The sequence below is a fragment of the Acinetobacter sp. genome, from assembly GCF_045628685.1.
Classification (GTDB): domain Bacteria; phylum Pseudomonadota; class Gammaproteobacteria; order Pseudomonadales; family Moraxellaceae; genus Acinetobacter.
In genome coordinates, this window is record NZ_JAZQPV010000034.1 from 1 (window position 1) to 13,788 (window position 13,788).

Below are 13,788 nucleotides of genomic sequence, written 5' to 3' on the forward strand. Positions count from 1 at the left end.
CGAACGCACATCTTTGTTGTTTCTACAACCATCCGCTTTTGGTTATCCACTGTAAATGGGGCGCCTCTGGCTTAGCTAGGTTCGAATCCTAGCCAACTCCACCATATTCGTTTTTGCATATATACTTCTACGGAGGTAATATGACAAGAGCAGACAAAAGAAAGTTCCACTACGTTTATCGCATTGACCGGTTCGATGGAAAATTTTACATCGGCATGCATTCGACCGACATAATGGAAGATGGCTACTTTGGTAGCGGTACACATCTAAGCAATTCGCTTCGATATCATGGTAAAGAGAAACATTCAAAAACGATTCTTGCATTCTTTGACACACGTAAGAAAGCGAAGGATCATGAGAAGATGTTGATTACTGATGATATGCGATTCAATAATAAGTCGTGTATGAATATTGCACCAGGCGGTGGAGGTGGCTTCATCGATGAAGTGCATCAGCGAAAATGTTCTACAGCTGGAAATCTCGCTTTCAGCGAGAAGATAAAGTCTGACGAAAAGCTTAGACAAGAATTTGCTGATAGAGCTGTAGCAACTTGGACTGGCAGAAATCACACTGCTGAGTCTATTGATAAAATGTCTTTCGCGAAAGCGGAGAACAATGTTTGGATTGGCAAAACGCATTCAGCAGAAACAATACTGAAAATGTGTAAGCCAAAGAATCAAGGCAGCAAAAATTCACAGTTTGGAACCTGTTGGATAAATGATGGTGTCAAAGCTATCAAAGTTAAGAAAGATGAAATTAAAGAATATCTCCTACAAGGATACTCAAAAGGTAGAAAATTGCGGGTATAGCTCAATGGTAGAGCTGAAGCCTTCCAAGCTTATGACAGGGGTTCGATTCCCCTTACCCGCTCCACCTGATTCACCCATGTTAGGAAAAACCCATCGTGCTGAAACTAAATTGCTGCAGAGCCAATCACATACTGGCGAAAAGAATTCGCAATATGGAACTTGCTGGGTAACTGATGGTGTAAAACCTATCAAGATCAAAAAAGATTCTCTTGATGAATATCTTGCAAAAGGTTTTCAGTGAGGAAGAAAGTTGCATCATCAAGGCTACTTGGCGGATTAGTCATCCGTTGTGGAGCAATCCTTAAGACTAAGGGCGCGCTCTAGACACGACCTCAGGACCGAAAGTCCTTGAGGATAGTAGGGAGCCTTGATGATGGAACCGCTGTTAGTTGATTACCATGGTAAAACGACCCGGCAAAACCGGGTTGCGAGAAGGGTTCAAATCCGCTTCAACCATCTTCGGGTGGTCGCCTCTCAGAGGACTTCCGACTAATGCTTTTGTTCCACGATTTTCGGTGCTGGTGAGCTGGACAGAAGTTCGTTACCCAGTCGAGCACCATTTGTACAATGCCCACCTACGCAAAATGGTAAAGCGGATTCCCTCAAAAGGAATTGTTCTCTCGGTTCGATGCCGAGGGTGGGTACCAAACATTCGTAGTACGCAAATTGGTAATGCGGCCTGGGTTTGCTGGGTGATTGAGGGTTCGAGTCCCTCCTACGTTTCCAAATTAATGCCCCGGTGGTAAATGCAAATTGGTACAGCTACCACGTTTAGACCGTGGACTTTTGTCGGTTCGAGTCCGACCCGGGGTACCAGACACCAACCTAACAAATTGGTATACGTTAAAGTGGTATTCTCTATAAATAAAAGTTTATGGAGAATGCTGATGACGTTAAAACATATTACAAAAGAAAAGATTGATGAAGCTATTTCAAAATCTCAATCAATGAAACAAGCTGCAGAAATTCTTGATGTAACGTATAGTAGTTTTATTCGTTATGCAAATAAATTTGGACTGTATAATCCGAATCAAGGATTAAAGGGTGTTGCAAAGCCTTACTGGAAAAACACAAAGCTTCGAGTTAATGTTGAAAAAGTATTAGCTAATGAACAAAGATGTGGTTCAAACCGTCTTAAGAAATTATTGTATAAGCATGGATTAAAAGAATCAAAATGTGAATGTTGTGGAATAATTGAATGGAATAATAAATCAATTGTTATGTACCTTGATCATATTGATGGTAATAATCAAAATAATAAGTTAGATAATTTACAAATTCTTTGTCCTAATTGTCATTCACAAACTTCTACATATTGTAGAGGCCAAGGGAAAGCAAAAGCAACATTAGTAATACCCCCGAGTGGTGAAATTGGTAGTACACAGCGGGCTTAAAACCCGCCGGCTGTAATGGTCGTGCCGGTTCGAGTCCGGCCTCGGGGACCAAGAATATCTGCCGTTAGCTCAGCTGGATAGAGCATCAGCCTTCTAAGCTGAGGGTCACTGGTTCGAATCCAGTACGGCAGGCCAAATCATTGCGGGTAGGGCCTGGTCACCAGCAGGGTCTCATAAGCCTTCGCCATCGGACGTTCAAATCGTTCACCCGCAACCAGGTTCCATTTTTGCATAAATACTCCAGTCAATGGAGGACATATGCAAAGAGCGGATAAAAGAAAGTTTCACTACATCTACAAGATTACCCGTGATGACGGTCGATTTTACATCGGCATGCATTCAACAGATAATCTTGATGATGGTTATTTTGGAAGTGGTAAATTGATCACACGATCAATTAAGAAACATGGAGTTGAAAGACACTCAAAAGAAATTTTAGAGTTTGTTGAGTCACGCGAATCTTTGAAGATTCGCGAACGCGAATTAGTATGTGAACAAACTATTGCAGACAAGTTCTGTATGAACTTGCAACTGGGTGGTTTTGGTGGTCTTACAACACCCGAGCACGCAGCAAAGTTTCACAAGGCTGGATATGATGCAATGAACTCAAGTCTTACCGCTGAAAAGCGGTCAGAAGTTGGGAAGAAAGCCTTTGCGAAACGTCGTGAAAGAGGAACAGCACCGACATCTATGCCTAGTGCATGTATTGAAGCAGCACGCCACAGTGAGAAGCGGAAAGTTACGTTTGCAGAACGTGGACACGCTCAAGGTGAAAGGAATTCGCAATTTGGAACTTGCTGGGTAACTGATGGTGTAAAACCTGTCAAGATCAAGAAAGAACAACTCGATGAATACCTTACAAAAGGATTCGTGCGAGGAAGAAAACTTTGAAGTATACATTGAAAATAGTAACCGTCGCGTATTGGTTATCTAATATTGGTTATCTACTTTCCTGTGATGAAAATCCCTAGGTGGTTCAAATCCATCGTGTCCCGAGACCTGGTTAATGGGGGACAATTCCCAATTGCATTTTTGTTGCTATTTTTAATGTATATTTTATCAACCTCCGATTCGCCTAGTCTGGTATGGCACTCGCTTTGGGAGCGAGCATAACGCTGGTTCGAATCCAGCATCGGAGACCAATCTTAGGAGGTTTGCATGTCTTCGCTAAACGCGGTAATAAAGGTCAATTAAGAACGTCTGTAAACGGCGTCAGCAACAAGTTCAAAAGAATGGCGGAGCTCTATCGGTATTTCGCTCGCCATTGGGAACATGTTCTTGACTTTAGCGATGATGCATTGCTCGAGATGTTCAACAGCGAGTCTTACGGGACGAAGGTGAACCCAAAGAATGGGTACCTCGTAGGAAAGCAATGGTTGAACGTGACAGTTGCATGCTGGAAGGAAGACATCGAAATGGGAGCCTTGTTCGTCAAGGAACTCTATCGCGATGGTAACTTTCCAGAATGGTGGCTCGATGGTATATTTCGAGGCTACCCAGGTTTTAAAGATTACGGGGCGTAGGCAAGTGGCATGTCGCCTGGTTTGGGACCAGGATATCGGGTGTTCGATTCACCCCGCCCCGACCAAATTGAAAAGAATATGGGCAAGTAGCTCAGCGAAAGAGCGCTTCCAATGTGTACACATGGAAGAGGTCGGTGATTAAAGTTCATCCTTGCCCACCAGTTATGTGGAGATAGCCCAATCGATCAGAGGCCAGGGTCGCGCCCTTTCAGTGCAGGTTCAAATCCTGCTCTCCACACCAAGTTATACCAACCGTCCGAGCAGGGTTATCCTTCCACGATTCCTCCCTGTTCATATCCTTTGTTGGTACATTGCGTCCGCGCCGGAGTTGGAGAGCCGGGGCTGCCTGTAAAGCAGTTGTCTTTGACTGAATAGGTTCGAATCCTATAGGGCGCACCAGAATTTAGTTTGTAAAAGTTACTCCAACCGGACGCGACCTGACGGTTATCCCTCCACGATTACCCCGTCAAACAGCACTTATTTGTTGGAATTATCATTGGTTATAACCTGAGGATATTTTGGTTATACCTGTCATTATGTTATAATTGACAGATGAAATGCCAAAATTCTATATGTGTAAATGAACTCTCACCACAGCAAGAAAAACATGGTGGCCGTTTTTGTTGTAGAGCCTGTTCAAATTCAGGGGTTCCTAGAATTGTTAAGACCAAAATAGAAACACGGATTTGTCCTGGGTGTGATAAAGAAACGACGAATAAAAAGTACTGTGACAACAAGTGTCAAATGATTGCCGCAGGAAAAGAACGTCGTCAGAAGTTTTTAGACGGACATTTTGTTGGTACAGAAATGGGATTCCCATCGGGCAGTTGGCCGAGGCAATTTCTGATTGAACAGTTTGGGTACAAATGTAATTCTTGTAGAATCACTGAGTGGAATGGCTCGTCCATTACTCTTGAGGTTAACCACAAAGATGGACGTTCGAATAATAATGTGATTGAGAATTTAGAGTTTCTTTGTCCTAATTGCCATTCACAAACTTCCACGTATCGCGCGAAGAACATCAATAACGCTACGAGAACAGGAAGAAACAAATATCGCCCCATTAGCTTAATGGAAGAGCCCCGGCTTTGTAACCCGGAGACGTGAGTTCGATTCTCTCATGGGGCACCAGAATTTGTTGTTAGTGCAGCGGCCTAGCACGCTCTAGTAAGGTAGGTAGACTGTTCAATTCAGCTCACGGTTAATGATCTCACCGGGTCTCACGACTCACACTCGATCAACTGGCATGGTGACCGTAAATCCGCATAGAGAAACGGGAGTTCGAATCTCTCACAACAAAGCAAGCATTGGAAGATTCCCATAATGGTATTGGAGCGGTTTGCTAAACCGTCGGTCGTGAAAGCGGCTTGTGGGTTCGAGTCCCACATCTTCCGCCAGTTGAAGGGTGCCCGACCGCGATCAAATCCCGCTGGGCCTAACCTATAAGTAGCTGTTCAAAAGCTTTGTACATTCAGTGATAGGTGTGTTATAATTGACGTAAATCAATACATAAATAAAGTTTTGATTTCGTTAGGAACAATAAATACAATAACGATAACCTGTGTTATAATACACATATGACTGAGATGACCAAGATGAATACGAAATTGATCAACGAAGTTGCAGGCCTGATGGATGATCTTGACAAAAACTCCGAAGGTCTGGACAAAAAGACTCTCTTTGAAGCTGTTCAGTTGACTGAAGCAGACTACTCAGAGCCTGTTGATGGCAATACAATGATTGCCGAGCTCACGGCAAAAGGACTCCTGTGAAGGTTCTCTTTAGAAAATCAAGCATGTTTGAAAAGACCCTAGGAAAACATAAGGGCGTGAGTGATAAACTTAAGGAGTTTATCACATTCAAAATGCAGGACCCAATGGCCAGGTTTGGTAAGAAGGACCAGCATTTTACAAACAATGGTATCTTGCAGGCAACAGGCATGATTCATACCCACCTAACGGGAGACATAAGTCTTCTGTACAGGCGGTCAGGTCGTGAACCAATGGTTATTGATTTGGTAGCCGTTGTGACACATGATGAACTTGGCACCGGCCAACCTTCAAATATAAAGCAACAGAAAAAGATGGTCAAGGTGTTAAACGACCTTGAGTACCAGTAACAGTTTTTTGCGCCATTAGCTCAGGGGTTAGAGCGATCCCCTCATAAGGGATGGGTCGTTGGTTCGAAACCAACATGGCGCACCAAGGGGAGGTAGCTCAGTTGGTAGAGCAGCCGCCACGCCGAAAGGCACCTGTTTGCTCCACTTGTTGATCGCAAGATTAACCGAATGTGAATAGTTATCCAAGCAGACTGTCGTAGGTTCGAATCCTACCCTCCCCACCAAATTCAACCGCGTGATGGTGCCTCATCCCTCTTCTTAGAGTTCTAGTCGCCCATCGTCAACACGCAAAACGCAGCACCCCACTCATCTCTGATGAGTGGACTTTGCGGGTATCCTCCTGGGAGAGGACACAGCCTTCCAAGCTGTCGGAATCGGTTCGAATCCGTTTACCCGCTCCATCTCAAAGACTACTGGATAGTGGTTGCGTCGAAAGACAGCAAGAACTCTACGCTGCAGCGTAAGTAACGCCCATTCGTTTTCCTCGACAAGAGGGAGTTCATTCAGTGGTCTTTGAAATGGAAGTATGGCAGAGTGATCGATCGCGCTGCATTGGAAATGCAGAAGCTTAGGAAACTAGGTTCGTGGGTTTGAATCCCACTACTTCCTCCAGTATAGAATATAAATTAGTGTGTACATTCGAATAGGATTTAGTTATAATAACTCTATCGAAATTCAAAGCCCTTTGGGAATTTTATGTACACGAATAAAGTTACTTCGGTTAGCAAGCCAGTTCGTAAACCAAAATATGAACAGCAGGCAATTGTCAATGAACTGATAATGCAGGAAGAAGAAAAACGATTCCTCGACGATCAAGAGTACTTGGATTTTCAAAATCGACATAACATTGAATCACTTGAAGACGAAAAACGTCGTGTTGAAGATGAAGAAGCTCGTCAAAACATCTACATGTTTGATGGGTTTGATTGGGATGATCAGATAATTGATCAAGACGATCATATGCATGACTTATATGATTAAGTTGTAAGGTTCCCTAGGCCACTGAGGAGTGTGGACGCTCTGCTTGAGCTTGATACAGCCGTGAGCCCTACATGTAGTAAGGGTGGTGAGGCGATGAACACCGTGGGCACTTTAGACGAAGTGTAGAACTTAATTGTTCTTTAAACCTCAATGACGTCGTAGGGTTTTGGACTGGTTTGGACTTTATACAAATCGGTTGAATGTGTCTCAGCATACAATCTGGGGAAGTCGTAAGGACCGGAAAACCTCGCGCACGAATTTGGGGATGTGGGCAAATATTGGCAAAGCCAACGCGTTCAGAACGCGAAGTTTAAGAGTTCGAATCTCTTCATCCCTACCAAGTTTGCGAACCGTCTGTAATTGATTATCCGCTGCTTAGCGGCCAAAGCTCTTGGTTGATGCGCCCACCTGAGACGTGGGAGAGAGGGTTCGAGTCCCAGGTCTAACGTCGATCACTGTCTTTTGTTGACATCGTAACATCGAGGTCCCACACCAGACAATTAGAGCCAAAAATGTCGTCTCGATCTTCTACGTCACTGTGCCGCATCCTGTCTGCAGAGTGGGCTCTTGCCGTGCAGTGACACTTAACGTGTTGGCATTTCAAATTTTCCTTGAGAGAAGAATATGATAATTTGCATTTGCAGCAATGTCACGGAAAAAGAAATTAAACAACTTTTTCCTCTTTCTCTCGAGGATATCATGATGACAACCGCCGCTGGCATGTGCTGCGGCGGTTGTCTTGAAAGTCTGCAAGAAATTATAGAATGCCCGGGTACACTAATTGAAAATCGAGAGAAGACTTAAAAATCTTCTGTTTCTCGGTTTGGCTTTTATGTGCTATGCGGCGAAAAGGAAATCCCATGAGCATGCTTTCAAATTTCCAATCTGACCCAATGGCCATTTTGGCTCGGTCTAAGATGCGTGATCTTCCAGAGGACTTCATGATCTACGCATTTGAATGGCTTGGTGACATTATTAATGACCGAGCGAGCTGTGTGTTAAAGATGACGGGGGCAGTGTTTCGTGAAGCAAAACGTGGACCGCGTAAAGGCCAAAAGTGCATGATGGTCAAAGGTACGGAGCGGATGGTATTTCTTACTCCAGATGAGGTTAATACTCTTAAGTAAGCGTAACCTGGGCAAATACACCATGAAGCCGGTGTACAGTGTATAATAACTCCATTGACCAAGTATATCAAACACGGAGACTATATGAAAGTTTCAATGAAGCAAGCTCGTCGCATCGAGCGTGAAATCGGTGCAGAGATCGAGTTGAACACCCAAGATCAGCACGGGATCGGTAGCCCCGTGGCTGTCTCGATCTACGAGAACATGATCGAGAAGCTAGATGACCTCCAAAAAGAAACTCTGGCGTCGGTCTTGAAGGTGCAAGAATTGATCCGCATCCGCTTCGCCATCCGTAAGGCAATCGAAACGGTCAACGAGATCAGCGGCATCAACAAGTTGATGAACGAGGAAGCTGGCCTGAAGGCCCTGGCAAAGGTCATGAATAACGTCATGACCGGCGAACTGACAGATGCAGATCGTAACATAGCCCTTCAGCGTCACGCCACCCTGAAGGCGCAGATCGAAAACGGCAATCCGCCACAAAGCCGCTACGGCGAGCCAACGGATGCCATCACGATGGGCAACGTGTTGTCTACCACTACGATGAACAAATTCCGCGACGACGCTAAGGTCATTCAGCGTAGCCTGCTCGAAGTTGTCGATCGTCTGTCCGCGTTGAACGCGAATGCACAAGTCGAGATTTCGGACGCCGACGTCCAAGCATTGGAAGCAGCAGGCATCGTAGTATAAGTTTCAACGGGGTAGTTGTGTGGAACTGGGCGCGGTACTTTCAGCATCCTACATAATTGTTGTGCTTGTTGATTGGACTGTAAAAGGCAGGGAAGCTGTGTTTGTTCCCAGTGTCTGCTGCCGAATGTATCCGATCTTGCACTTCTTTGTTCCTCATTGTTGATTTGTTGGGCTCACGCCGTGTTTTCGCTGAAACCAACCAATCCCAGGGAAGCACAACTCCCCACCTCATTCTGAAAGTTTTATGGACCGAATCGAAGGTTTTAACGGTGAATTCAGGTTCCTTTCAAACTTCTCCCCTTGTCGTGTTGTCCTCTCAGGCGTAACGTACCCCACGGTTGAGCACGCATATCAAGCGGCAAAAAGTCTAGACGTACAAGAGCGCATCATCATTGAGAAGGCCCTCGGCCCAGGGCAAGCGAAAAAACTTGGCTCACTTATCAATATTCGTCCTGACTGGGAAGACGTAAAGGAAGCAATCATGCGTGATCTTCTTATCCAGAAGTTTGCGCAACCAATGTACATGGAGCTTCTTCTTGCGACAGGTGAAGCGTACATTGAAGAGACCAATTCGTGGCGTGACACATATTGGGGAGTGTATAATGGGAGGGGCTTAAATCGGCTTGGTTACCTTCTCATGGAGATACGTACATACCTTAAAGAGATTTCCTAATGCCAGGATAGATTTCCTGTAAATAGCTGTACGATACTGTCACTTGTCGTACAGATATCGAGAATGTCGTGCTTTGTGCACCACATCCTTTTCTGAAAGGTAACGGTTATGAACAGCAAAAATCCTCCAATCAACGACGTCAGCGCGGAATCCACCCTCAAGGGTGATATTCAAGCTCCGCAAAATGGCGCTCAATCACTTCCGCAGGAAGATGCTCTCCAGATTCCTGATAACCAGGGCCTGGTCGATCCCAGTGATAAGATGAAGCGCATCGAACGTGAAGGTGAAATCAACAAGGTTACACCACAACCAGAAAACACTGTTGGTCCTGACACCACTGGTGTCGGTCAACCTGTTGCGCAAGCAGTTAATCAAGGGCAATCTCTCCCACAAGCAGCTTTACCGGTTGAGAAAAAGTTTGAAGGCCGTTCAGATCAATTTTATGACCCGAATGCTGCAGAAACTGCAGAAGCAGCAAAGGCCCGTGCAGCACGCGGCGGTCAAAAAACTGATCTGTAAAATTTGAAGTAACATTCATAGTTCTAATAAATAGTATCAGGATAGTGATGATCTTTCCACGAATGCAGTTTGCATTCTAAACTCTAGGAGAAGAATAATGGCAACAACCCCACAAGACGCAAAAAACGACAACCAGGCATCGACTGTAAAAGCCACTGCAGAAGTTGCAGGCAAGGAAGTTAATCGTGGAACTGCAGCAACTGATGCAGTAGCAAAATCCACCTCGACAGCAAGCGGTGATGATGTTAAAAAAGACATCGACGCTGGTCGTGAAGAAGAGCAGAAAGTTGGTGCTGAACTTGATGCAGCAAATTCAAAATCTGACTACTTTCAGCAAGTTGCAAATGACGATGCAGTCTTTAATGACCCAACTCGTCAAGAGCACCAGCGCATGCGTGCACAAGAGCAAGAAGCTAAGAAGGGTGATCCAACTCGTGACCCAGTTGCAAAGCAAGAAGCAATGGACATGAACACCCCTCAACCTGGTGCAGCTGAAGAAGCTGAAGAAATTAATCAGGGCGCCGACAAGGCAAAACGCCAGAAGTAATTTGATGGAGAAGACGGAGCTTCGGCTCCGTCTTCATTATGAGGAAAAAACCATGATAAAAGCACTTACCGCAATTGCATTGGCGGTTGTTGCTCTTGGAGCATCCGCACACCCATTTCCAACAACACACTACCATGATAACAACGGTCGCGTTGTTATTGGAAATCAATTTTTCCCACAAGTAACTACCTCATATGAGCGTGATCGATATGGTCGTCGAGTCCGTGTCGAAACAACTGTTCGTTGCATACGCGTAGATCGCAGCCCACGAAATAATCACTTGGTGTGCCGCGAAGAGCGTCGAAAAATCAATCGCTTTATTGACAGAGGATTTGATCATCGACACTATCGCGATCGCGATTTTTGAACGTAAAGGGACCTCATAGAGGTCCCTTTTTATTGACCTACAATAATTGTTGTACAACCTGGTTGATATAGACTACAATGTAACCCTAGCAGCATAAATAAAACGTTGCAAATGAGCAGCGAATATTTTCTGTTTTAATTTCTTTGAAAGGTTTACCAATGAAGACTTATCTTTCCCTCATCACCGACAACTCGGGCTCCATGCGTCACCTTGCCCATGTTGCAATGCAGGACTTCAACGAGCAACTCGCCACGATCCAGGGCGCCGCTAAAAACACCAATCAAGACATCATCGCCTCGCACCTGACCATCGGCGTTGGGCATCGCGCCATCGTCGGCCGTGAAATCGTCAACTCGAACGTCCAAGTCCTGAAGCCGCTGACCCACTACCCAGCCGACGCTTGCGGCACGCCCATGATCGACGCCGCTTTCGAGGCGATCAAGCTGATGGAAAGCGTGCCGGATGCCAACGACCCGGAAGTTTCCTTCCTCCTGATGCTGACGACCGACGGTCAAGAAACCGAATCGCGTTCCCGTGGCCGTGAACTGGCCGCCAAGATGAAGCAGCTGATCGCCACCGACCGCTGGACCTTCGTCTTCCGTGTCCCGGCAAAATCGGGCCCGCGTGAACTCGCAACCCTCGGCCTCGCCATCCCTGGCATCAACGTGTACGAATGGGAACTCTCCCAGAAGGGCGTGGTCCAGTCGACCCAAGCGAACGTCGAAGCGTTCACCGAATACTTCACCGGCCGTACCCAAGGCATGAAGTCGACGACCAAGTTCTACGCCAACCTGCAAGATGTCTCGTTCGAAGACCTGCAAAAGCAGCTGGTCGACATCTCGAGCGAAGTTCAATTCTTTGACGTGACATCAGCCGACGACCAGTCGATGATCCGCCCCTTCGTCGAGAAAACCATCGGCCAACCTATGGCACGTGGCGCCGCCTTCTATCAGCTGAACCGTACCGAGCCGAAAGTCCAGGCGAACAAGCGGATCGCGATTCGTGACAAGACCACTGGCACCGTGTTCGCCGGCGATGCAGCACGACAAATGCTCGCGCTGCCAACCATCGGCACCGTCCGCCTGGCGCCCGATGAGCTCGGTGACTACGCCGTTTTCATCCAATCCACTTCGGTCAACCGCACGCTCGATGCAGGAACGCAGCTGATGTACTGGCCCGACGTGGGAGTAGCTTTTAAAGAGGGGCCGTCGGCCAAGTAATTAGAAAGATTGGTCCCCAATGCATTGGGGACCAATCTAGGAAAGCCCGCCACTCTCACTCTAAGCAGGTTAAGTTAAGGAAATCAAAAAATGATCGACAAAAACGAACAGCGGCGCCGCGCCGAAGAAATAACCCGTGCCCTGGCTGCACAGGGCTTGAAAGCTCCAGTTCTGCCAATGCCAGTCATCACCAAGAAATCGTTGGCAGCACCATCGCCAAAGTCGTCTTCGGGCTGCAAGTTCGACTGCGCAGGGCAGATGCTGAACGTCGGTGACAAGGTCGCCACCACCCTGGGCGGCTACGTCAGCTCGCTGATCGTGGGCACCGTCACCGGTTTCGGTCCGAAGAAGGTATTCGTGGACGTGCCTTCCAAGCCGAACTCGCTCCAGGCCCGCAACGGCGTGGACACGCAGAACGTGAGCAAGTTCCCCGAACAACTGGCGAAGCTGGCGTAAATGAAGATTACCGGACACGGTCTCCTTGAAGTCAGCAAGGAAGAAGATGCCCAGTGGTTCCTCAAGATGTATAAGATGAGCCACTGGCAAAACATCGTTGAGAACAATACATTTCGCGTCTCACAGCTTCGGCGCTCAGACTTCCAATACGTTGCCTTCCTCGAGGCTGGCGGCGGGATCAACCGACTAGTTGAGCTTGGAGAAAAGGACTTCCTTGAGTTCTTCTCTCAGCTCGGGCTTAGCGGCTACTCGAACACATCAGGAATGGGCTACGTACGCTGTTACGAGCATGACGGAAAGTATGACTACAAGGAGCTGGCCATGTTCTGTCTGGACAACTCCCCGTATGACCTGAATGCTAGTGAAGTGAAGGAAATTATGGAAAATGAGCGAGATGTATCTGACGATCTCGTCTTGTTTCTGGGTAAAGACCATGATTCCACTCTCGAAAATACCCTGTATGTGATTCAGCTCTGAAAGAACATGAATTGAACATGAATTATCGAATCATCGGGTCCGTTGCCGTGTATCACTGGTTTTCAGATTCACGGGTTCCACGTGACATTGACATCCTTACGCCAATCCAGTTTCGCGGAAGCAACTCGAACATCTGCGTCATCGACACGCAGTGGCATGAGGTGGCACAAGAGCTGATCGATGCGAACAAGGACCCCGTCTTCCTAGACCCGGACCTGTTGTTCACGCTAAAGGTGTCTCACGCAGAGTGGGACATCAAGTGGGAGAAGACGATGCACGATATCTTCTTCTTGAAAACGAAGGGTTGCGAGTTGAACGTCGACCTCGCGAAGAAACTGCACAAGGTGTGGGAGCGAGTTCATGGCAAGAAGAAGGTGAACCTGACTCAGTCCATGGAAACGTTCTTCAACGACGGAGTCAAGCGCGAGTACGACCATGAAAAGCTACACGAGCTTGTAGCTTTCTATGAGCGACCAATCCACGAGATGCTGCGCCCAGATGTGGGGACGGCATGGTGCTCCGAGGCCCGCTTTAACGAGCTGTCCTACGGGCTTCAGCTTGAAACTGCGTGGGAAGAAATGATGGCAGTGGCGATCGAACGTGGTCGACTTACTGCCAAGAGCAAGAACAGCGAGATCAGCATTGCAATGCACCGTGCTCATAAGCAGCTCTGCACGTCCATGACGACTGGCTGGTTTGCACGTTTTTTGATTTTGAACCAAATTGAACTACTACACAAGGGGAAACCAAAATGGAAGACACAACTAACGAAGGCTTTGAATACACTCCAGAACAGCTGATCGAGCTGGCGAAGAACGAGCCGTTAAAATGGCTTGAGCTGTTCATGGAAGAAAATGGTTTGAGCTAAGTCGGAGGCCAAGCGGTC

General features: G+C 46.8%; 19 protein-coding genes and 17 tRNA genes. All 36 read left to right on the plus strand.

Annotated elements, in window-relative coordinates; genetic code table 11:
• The first annotated feature begins 140 nt into the window (after positions 1-140).
• The 36 genes from ACKI4H_RS04430 to ACKI4H_RS04605 all read left to right on the plus strand — a co-directional run bounded on the left by ACKI4H_RS04430 (position 141) and on the right by ACKI4H_RS04605 (position 13,702).
• Positions 141-809 (plus strand): NUMOD3 domain-containing DNA-binding protein, encoded by a 669-nt coding sequence (locus ACKI4H_RS04430; protein WP_407304100.1) that lies wholly within the window; start codon positions 141-143, stop codon positions 807-809.
• Positions 800-873: transfer RNA gene (locus ACKI4H_RS04435), tRNA-Gly, on the plus strand. Before ACKI4H_RS04430 ends, ACKI4H_RS04435 begins: the two co-directional genes overlap by 10 nt.
• A gap of 12 nt (positions 874-885) precedes the next feature.
• Positions 886-1,050, plus strand: a complete 165-nt coding sequence (locus ACKI4H_RS04440; protein ID WP_407304101.1) for a hypothetical protein — start codon at positions 886-888, stop codon at positions 1,048-1,050.
• A 492-nt stretch (positions 1,051-1,542) separates the two neighbouring features.
• Positions 1,543-1,625 (plus strand) — tRNA-Leu (locus ACKI4H_RS04445).
• A gap of 71 nt (positions 1,626-1,696) precedes the next feature.
• Positions 1,697-2,203 carry an HNH endonuclease signature motif containing protein gene (locus tag ACKI4H_RS04450; protein WP_407304102.1) on the plus strand — a complete coding sequence of 169 codons (507 nt, stop codon included), beginning with the start codon at positions 1,697-1,699 and terminating at the stop codon, positions 2,201-2,203.
• Positions 2,166-2,254, plus strand: a tRNA-Leu gene (locus ACKI4H_RS04455). The genes ACKI4H_RS04450 and ACKI4H_RS04455 overlap by 38 nt, the downstream gene beginning before the upstream one ends.
• Positions 2,255-2,261: 7 nt before the next feature.
• Positions 2,262-2,338 (plus strand) — tRNA-Arg (locus tag ACKI4H_RS04460).
• 6 nt (positions 2,339-2,344) lie between these two features.
• A tRNA-Met gene (locus ACKI4H_RS04465) sits at positions 2,345-2,420 on the plus strand.
• Positions 2,421-2,461: 41 nt separating this feature from the next.
• Complete coding sequence (locus ACKI4H_RS04470; protein ID WP_407304103.1) at positions 2,462-3,094, plus strand: GIY-YIG nuclease family protein; 633 nt, start codon at positions 2,462-2,464, stop codon at positions 3,092-3,094.
• 173 nt (positions 3,095-3,267) lie between these two features.
• Positions 3,268-3,345 (plus strand) — tRNA-Pro (locus ACKI4H_RS04475).
• A 90-nt stretch (positions 3,346-3,435) separates the two neighbouring features.
• A complete protein-coding gene (locus tag ACKI4H_RS04480; protein WP_407304104.1) occupies positions 3,436-3,726 on the plus strand; it encodes a hypothetical protein in 291 nt (96 codons plus the stop codon).
• Positions 3,717-3,791, plus strand: a tRNA-Pro gene (locus ACKI4H_RS04485). The genes ACKI4H_RS04480 and ACKI4H_RS04485 overlap by 10 nt, the downstream gene beginning before the upstream one ends.
• Positions 3,792-3,806: 15 nt before the next feature.
• A tRNA-OTHER gene (locus tag ACKI4H_RS04490) sits at positions 3,807-3,887 on the plus strand.
• Between the two features lie 5 nt (positions 3,888-3,892).
• Positions 3,893-3,967: transfer RNA gene (locus ACKI4H_RS04495), tRNA-Ala, on the plus strand.
• Positions 3,968-4,039: 72 nt separating this feature from the next.
• Positions 4,040-4,125, plus strand: a tRNA-Tyr gene (locus tag ACKI4H_RS04500).
• A 658-nt stretch (positions 4,126-4,783) separates the two neighbouring features.
• Positions 4,784-4,857, plus strand: a tRNA-Thr gene (locus tag ACKI4H_RS04505).
• A gap of 178 nt (positions 4,858-5,035) precedes the next feature.
• Positions 5,036-5,123 (plus strand) — tRNA-Ser (locus tag ACKI4H_RS04510).
• Between the two features lie 198 nt (positions 5,124-5,321).
• A complete protein-coding gene (locus ACKI4H_RS04515; RefSeq protein ID WP_407304106.1) occupies positions 5,322-5,498 on the plus strand; it encodes a hypothetical protein in 177 nt (58 codons plus the stop codon).
• Between the two features lie 23 nt (positions 5,499-5,521).
• Entirely contained in the window at positions 5,522-5,845 is a 324-nt protein-coding gene (locus ACKI4H_RS04520; RefSeq protein WP_407304107.1) for a hypothetical protein, read from the plus strand.
• A gap of 9 nt (positions 5,846-5,854) precedes the next feature.
• Positions 5,855-5,930: transfer RNA gene (locus ACKI4H_RS04525), tRNA-Met, on the plus strand.
• Between the two features lies 1 nt (position 5,931).
• Positions 5,932-6,069: transfer RNA gene (locus ACKI4H_RS04530), tRNA-OTHER, on the plus strand.
• Between the two features lie 104 nt (positions 6,070-6,173).
• Positions 6,174-6,246 (plus strand) — tRNA-Gly (locus ACKI4H_RS04535).
• A 119-nt stretch (positions 6,247-6,365) separates the two neighbouring features.
• Positions 6,366-6,457 (plus strand) — tRNA-Ser (locus ACKI4H_RS04540).
• Between the two features lie 84 nt (positions 6,458-6,541).
• Positions 6,542-6,826, plus strand: a complete 285-nt coding sequence (locus ACKI4H_RS04545; RefSeq protein ID WP_407304108.1) for a hypothetical protein — start codon at positions 6,542-6,544, stop codon at positions 6,824-6,826.
• Between the two features lie 261 nt (positions 6,827-7,087).
• Positions 7,088-7,166, plus strand: a tRNA-Leu gene (locus ACKI4H_RS04550).
• Between the two features lie 284 nt (positions 7,167-7,450).
• Entirely contained in the window at positions 7,451-7,630 is a 180-nt protein-coding gene (locus ACKI4H_RS04555) for a (2Fe-2S)-binding protein (RefSeq protein WP_407304109.1), read from the plus strand.
• Positions 7,631-7,686: 56 nt separating this feature from the next.
• A complete protein-coding gene (locus ACKI4H_RS04560; RefSeq protein ID WP_407304110.1) occupies positions 7,687-7,953 on the plus strand; it encodes a hypothetical protein in 267 nt (88 codons plus the stop codon).
• An 84-nt stretch (positions 7,954-8,037) separates the two neighbouring features.
• Positions 8,038-8,643: a hypothetical protein gene (locus ACKI4H_RS04565; RefSeq protein ID WP_407304111.1), complete on the plus strand. Its 606-nt coding sequence runs from the start codon at positions 8,038-8,040 to the stop codon at positions 8,641-8,643.
• A 244-nt stretch (positions 8,644-8,887) separates the two neighbouring features.
• Positions 8,888-9,316 (plus strand): NADAR family protein, encoded by a 429-nt coding sequence (locus ACKI4H_RS04570; RefSeq protein ID WP_407304112.1) that lies wholly within the window; start codon positions 8,888-8,890, stop codon positions 9,314-9,316.
• Positions 9,317-9,424: 108 nt separating this feature from the next.
• Positions 9,425-9,835 carry a hypothetical protein gene (locus tag ACKI4H_RS04575; RefSeq protein ID WP_407304113.1) on the plus strand — a complete coding sequence of 137 codons (411 nt, stop codon included), beginning with the start codon at positions 9,425-9,427 and terminating at the stop codon, positions 9,833-9,835.
• 97 nt (positions 9,836-9,932) lie between these two features.
• Complete coding sequence (locus ACKI4H_RS04580; RefSeq protein ID WP_407304115.1) at positions 9,933-10,382, plus strand: hypothetical protein; 450 nt, start codon at positions 9,933-9,935, stop codon at positions 10,380-10,382.
• 52 nt (positions 10,383-10,434) lie between these two features.
• Positions 10,435-10,749 carry a hypothetical protein gene (locus tag ACKI4H_RS04585; protein WP_407304116.1) on the plus strand — a complete coding sequence of 105 codons (315 nt, stop codon included), beginning with the start codon at positions 10,435-10,437 and terminating at the stop codon, positions 10,747-10,749.
• A gap of 158 nt (positions 10,750-10,907) precedes the next feature.
• Positions 10,908-11,969, plus strand: coding sequence for a hypothetical protein (locus ACKI4H_RS04590; RefSeq protein ID WP_407304118.1), 1,062 nt, complete (start codon positions 10,908-10,910; stop codon positions 11,967-11,969).
• A 90-nt stretch (positions 11,970-12,059) separates the two neighbouring features.
• Positions 12,060-12,425, plus strand: coding sequence for a hypothetical protein (locus ACKI4H_RS04595; RefSeq protein WP_407304119.1), 366 nt, complete (start codon positions 12,060-12,062; stop codon positions 12,423-12,425).
• Complete coding sequence (locus ACKI4H_RS04600) at positions 12,426-12,902, plus strand: hypothetical protein (protein WP_407304120.1); 477 nt, start codon at positions 12,426-12,428, stop codon at positions 12,900-12,902.
• 17 nt (positions 12,903-12,919) lie between these two features.
• The gene (locus ACKI4H_RS04605) at positions 12,920-13,702 is read left to right on the plus strand and encodes a hypothetical protein (protein WP_407304122.1); all 783 of its coding nucleotides are present in this window, start codon (positions 12,920-12,922) and stop codon (positions 13,700-13,702) included.
• Positions 13,703-13,788 lie beyond the last annotated feature (86 nt).

Bases quoted from the DNA above. Each gene is read 5' to 3' on its own strand.
- ACKI4H_RS04430 (WP_407304100.1), top strand. From the start codon at position 141: ATGACAAGAGCAGACAAAAGAAAGTTCCACTACGTTTATCGCATTGAC.
- ACKI4H_RS04440 (WP_407304101.1), top strand. From the start codon at position 886: ATGTTAGGAAAAACCCATCGTGCTGAAACTAAATTGCTGCAGAGCCAA.
- ACKI4H_RS04450 (WP_407304102.1), top strand. From the start codon at position 1,697: ATGACGTTAAAACATATTACAAAAGAAAAGATTGATGAAGCTATTTCA.
- ACKI4H_RS04470 (WP_407304103.1), top strand. From the start codon at position 2,462: ATGCAAAGAGCGGATAAAAGAAAGTTTCACTACATCTACAAGATTACC.
- ACKI4H_RS04480 (WP_407304104.1), top strand. From the start codon at position 3,436: ATGGCGGAGCTCTATCGGTATTTCGCTCGCCATTGGGAACATGTTCTT.
- ACKI4H_RS04515 (WP_407304106.1), top strand. From the start codon at position 5,322: ATGAATACGAAATTGATCAACGAAGTTGCAGGCCTGATGGATGATCTT.
- ACKI4H_RS04520 (WP_407304107.1), top strand. From the start codon at position 5,522: ATGTTTGAAAAGACCCTAGGAAAACATAAGGGCGTGAGTGATAAACTT.
- ACKI4H_RS04545 (WP_407304108.1), top strand. From the start codon at position 6,542: ATGTACACGAATAAAGTTACTTCGGTTAGCAAGCCAGTTCGTAAACCA.
- ACKI4H_RS04555 (WP_407304109.1), top strand. From the start codon at position 7,451: ATGATAATTTGCATTTGCAGCAATGTCACGGAAAAAGAAATTAAACAA.
- ACKI4H_RS04560 (WP_407304110.1), top strand. From the start codon at position 7,687: ATGAGCATGCTTTCAAATTTCCAATCTGACCCAATGGCCATTTTGGCT.
- ACKI4H_RS04565 (WP_407304111.1), top strand. From the start codon at position 8,038: ATGAAAGTTTCAATGAAGCAAGCTCGTCGCATCGAGCGTGAAATCGGT.
- ACKI4H_RS04570 (WP_407304112.1), top strand. From the start codon at position 8,888: ATGGACCGAATCGAAGGTTTTAACGGTGAATTCAGGTTCCTTTCAAAC.
- ACKI4H_RS04575 (WP_407304113.1), top strand. From the start codon at position 9,425: ATGAACAGCAAAAATCCTCCAATCAACGACGTCAGCGCGGAATCCACC.
- ACKI4H_RS04580 (WP_407304115.1), top strand. From the start codon at position 9,933: ATGGCAACAACCCCACAAGACGCAAAAAACGACAACCAGGCATCGACT.
- ACKI4H_RS04585 (WP_407304116.1), top strand. From the start codon at position 10,435: ATGATAAAAGCACTTACCGCAATTGCATTGGCGGTTGTTGCTCTTGGA.
- ACKI4H_RS04590 (WP_407304118.1), top strand. From the start codon at position 10,908: ATGAAGACTTATCTTTCCCTCATCACCGACAACTCGGGCTCCATGCGT.
- ACKI4H_RS04595 (WP_407304119.1), top strand. From the start codon at position 12,060: ATGATCGACAAAAACGAACAGCGGCGCCGCGCCGAAGAAATAACCCGT.
- ACKI4H_RS04600 (WP_407304120.1), top strand. From the start codon at position 12,426: ATGAAGATTACCGGACACGGTCTCCTTGAAGTCAGCAAGGAAGAAGAT.
- ACKI4H_RS04605 (WP_407304122.1), top strand. From the start codon at position 12,920: ATGAATTATCGAATCATCGGGTCCGTTGCCGTGTATCACTGGTTTTCA.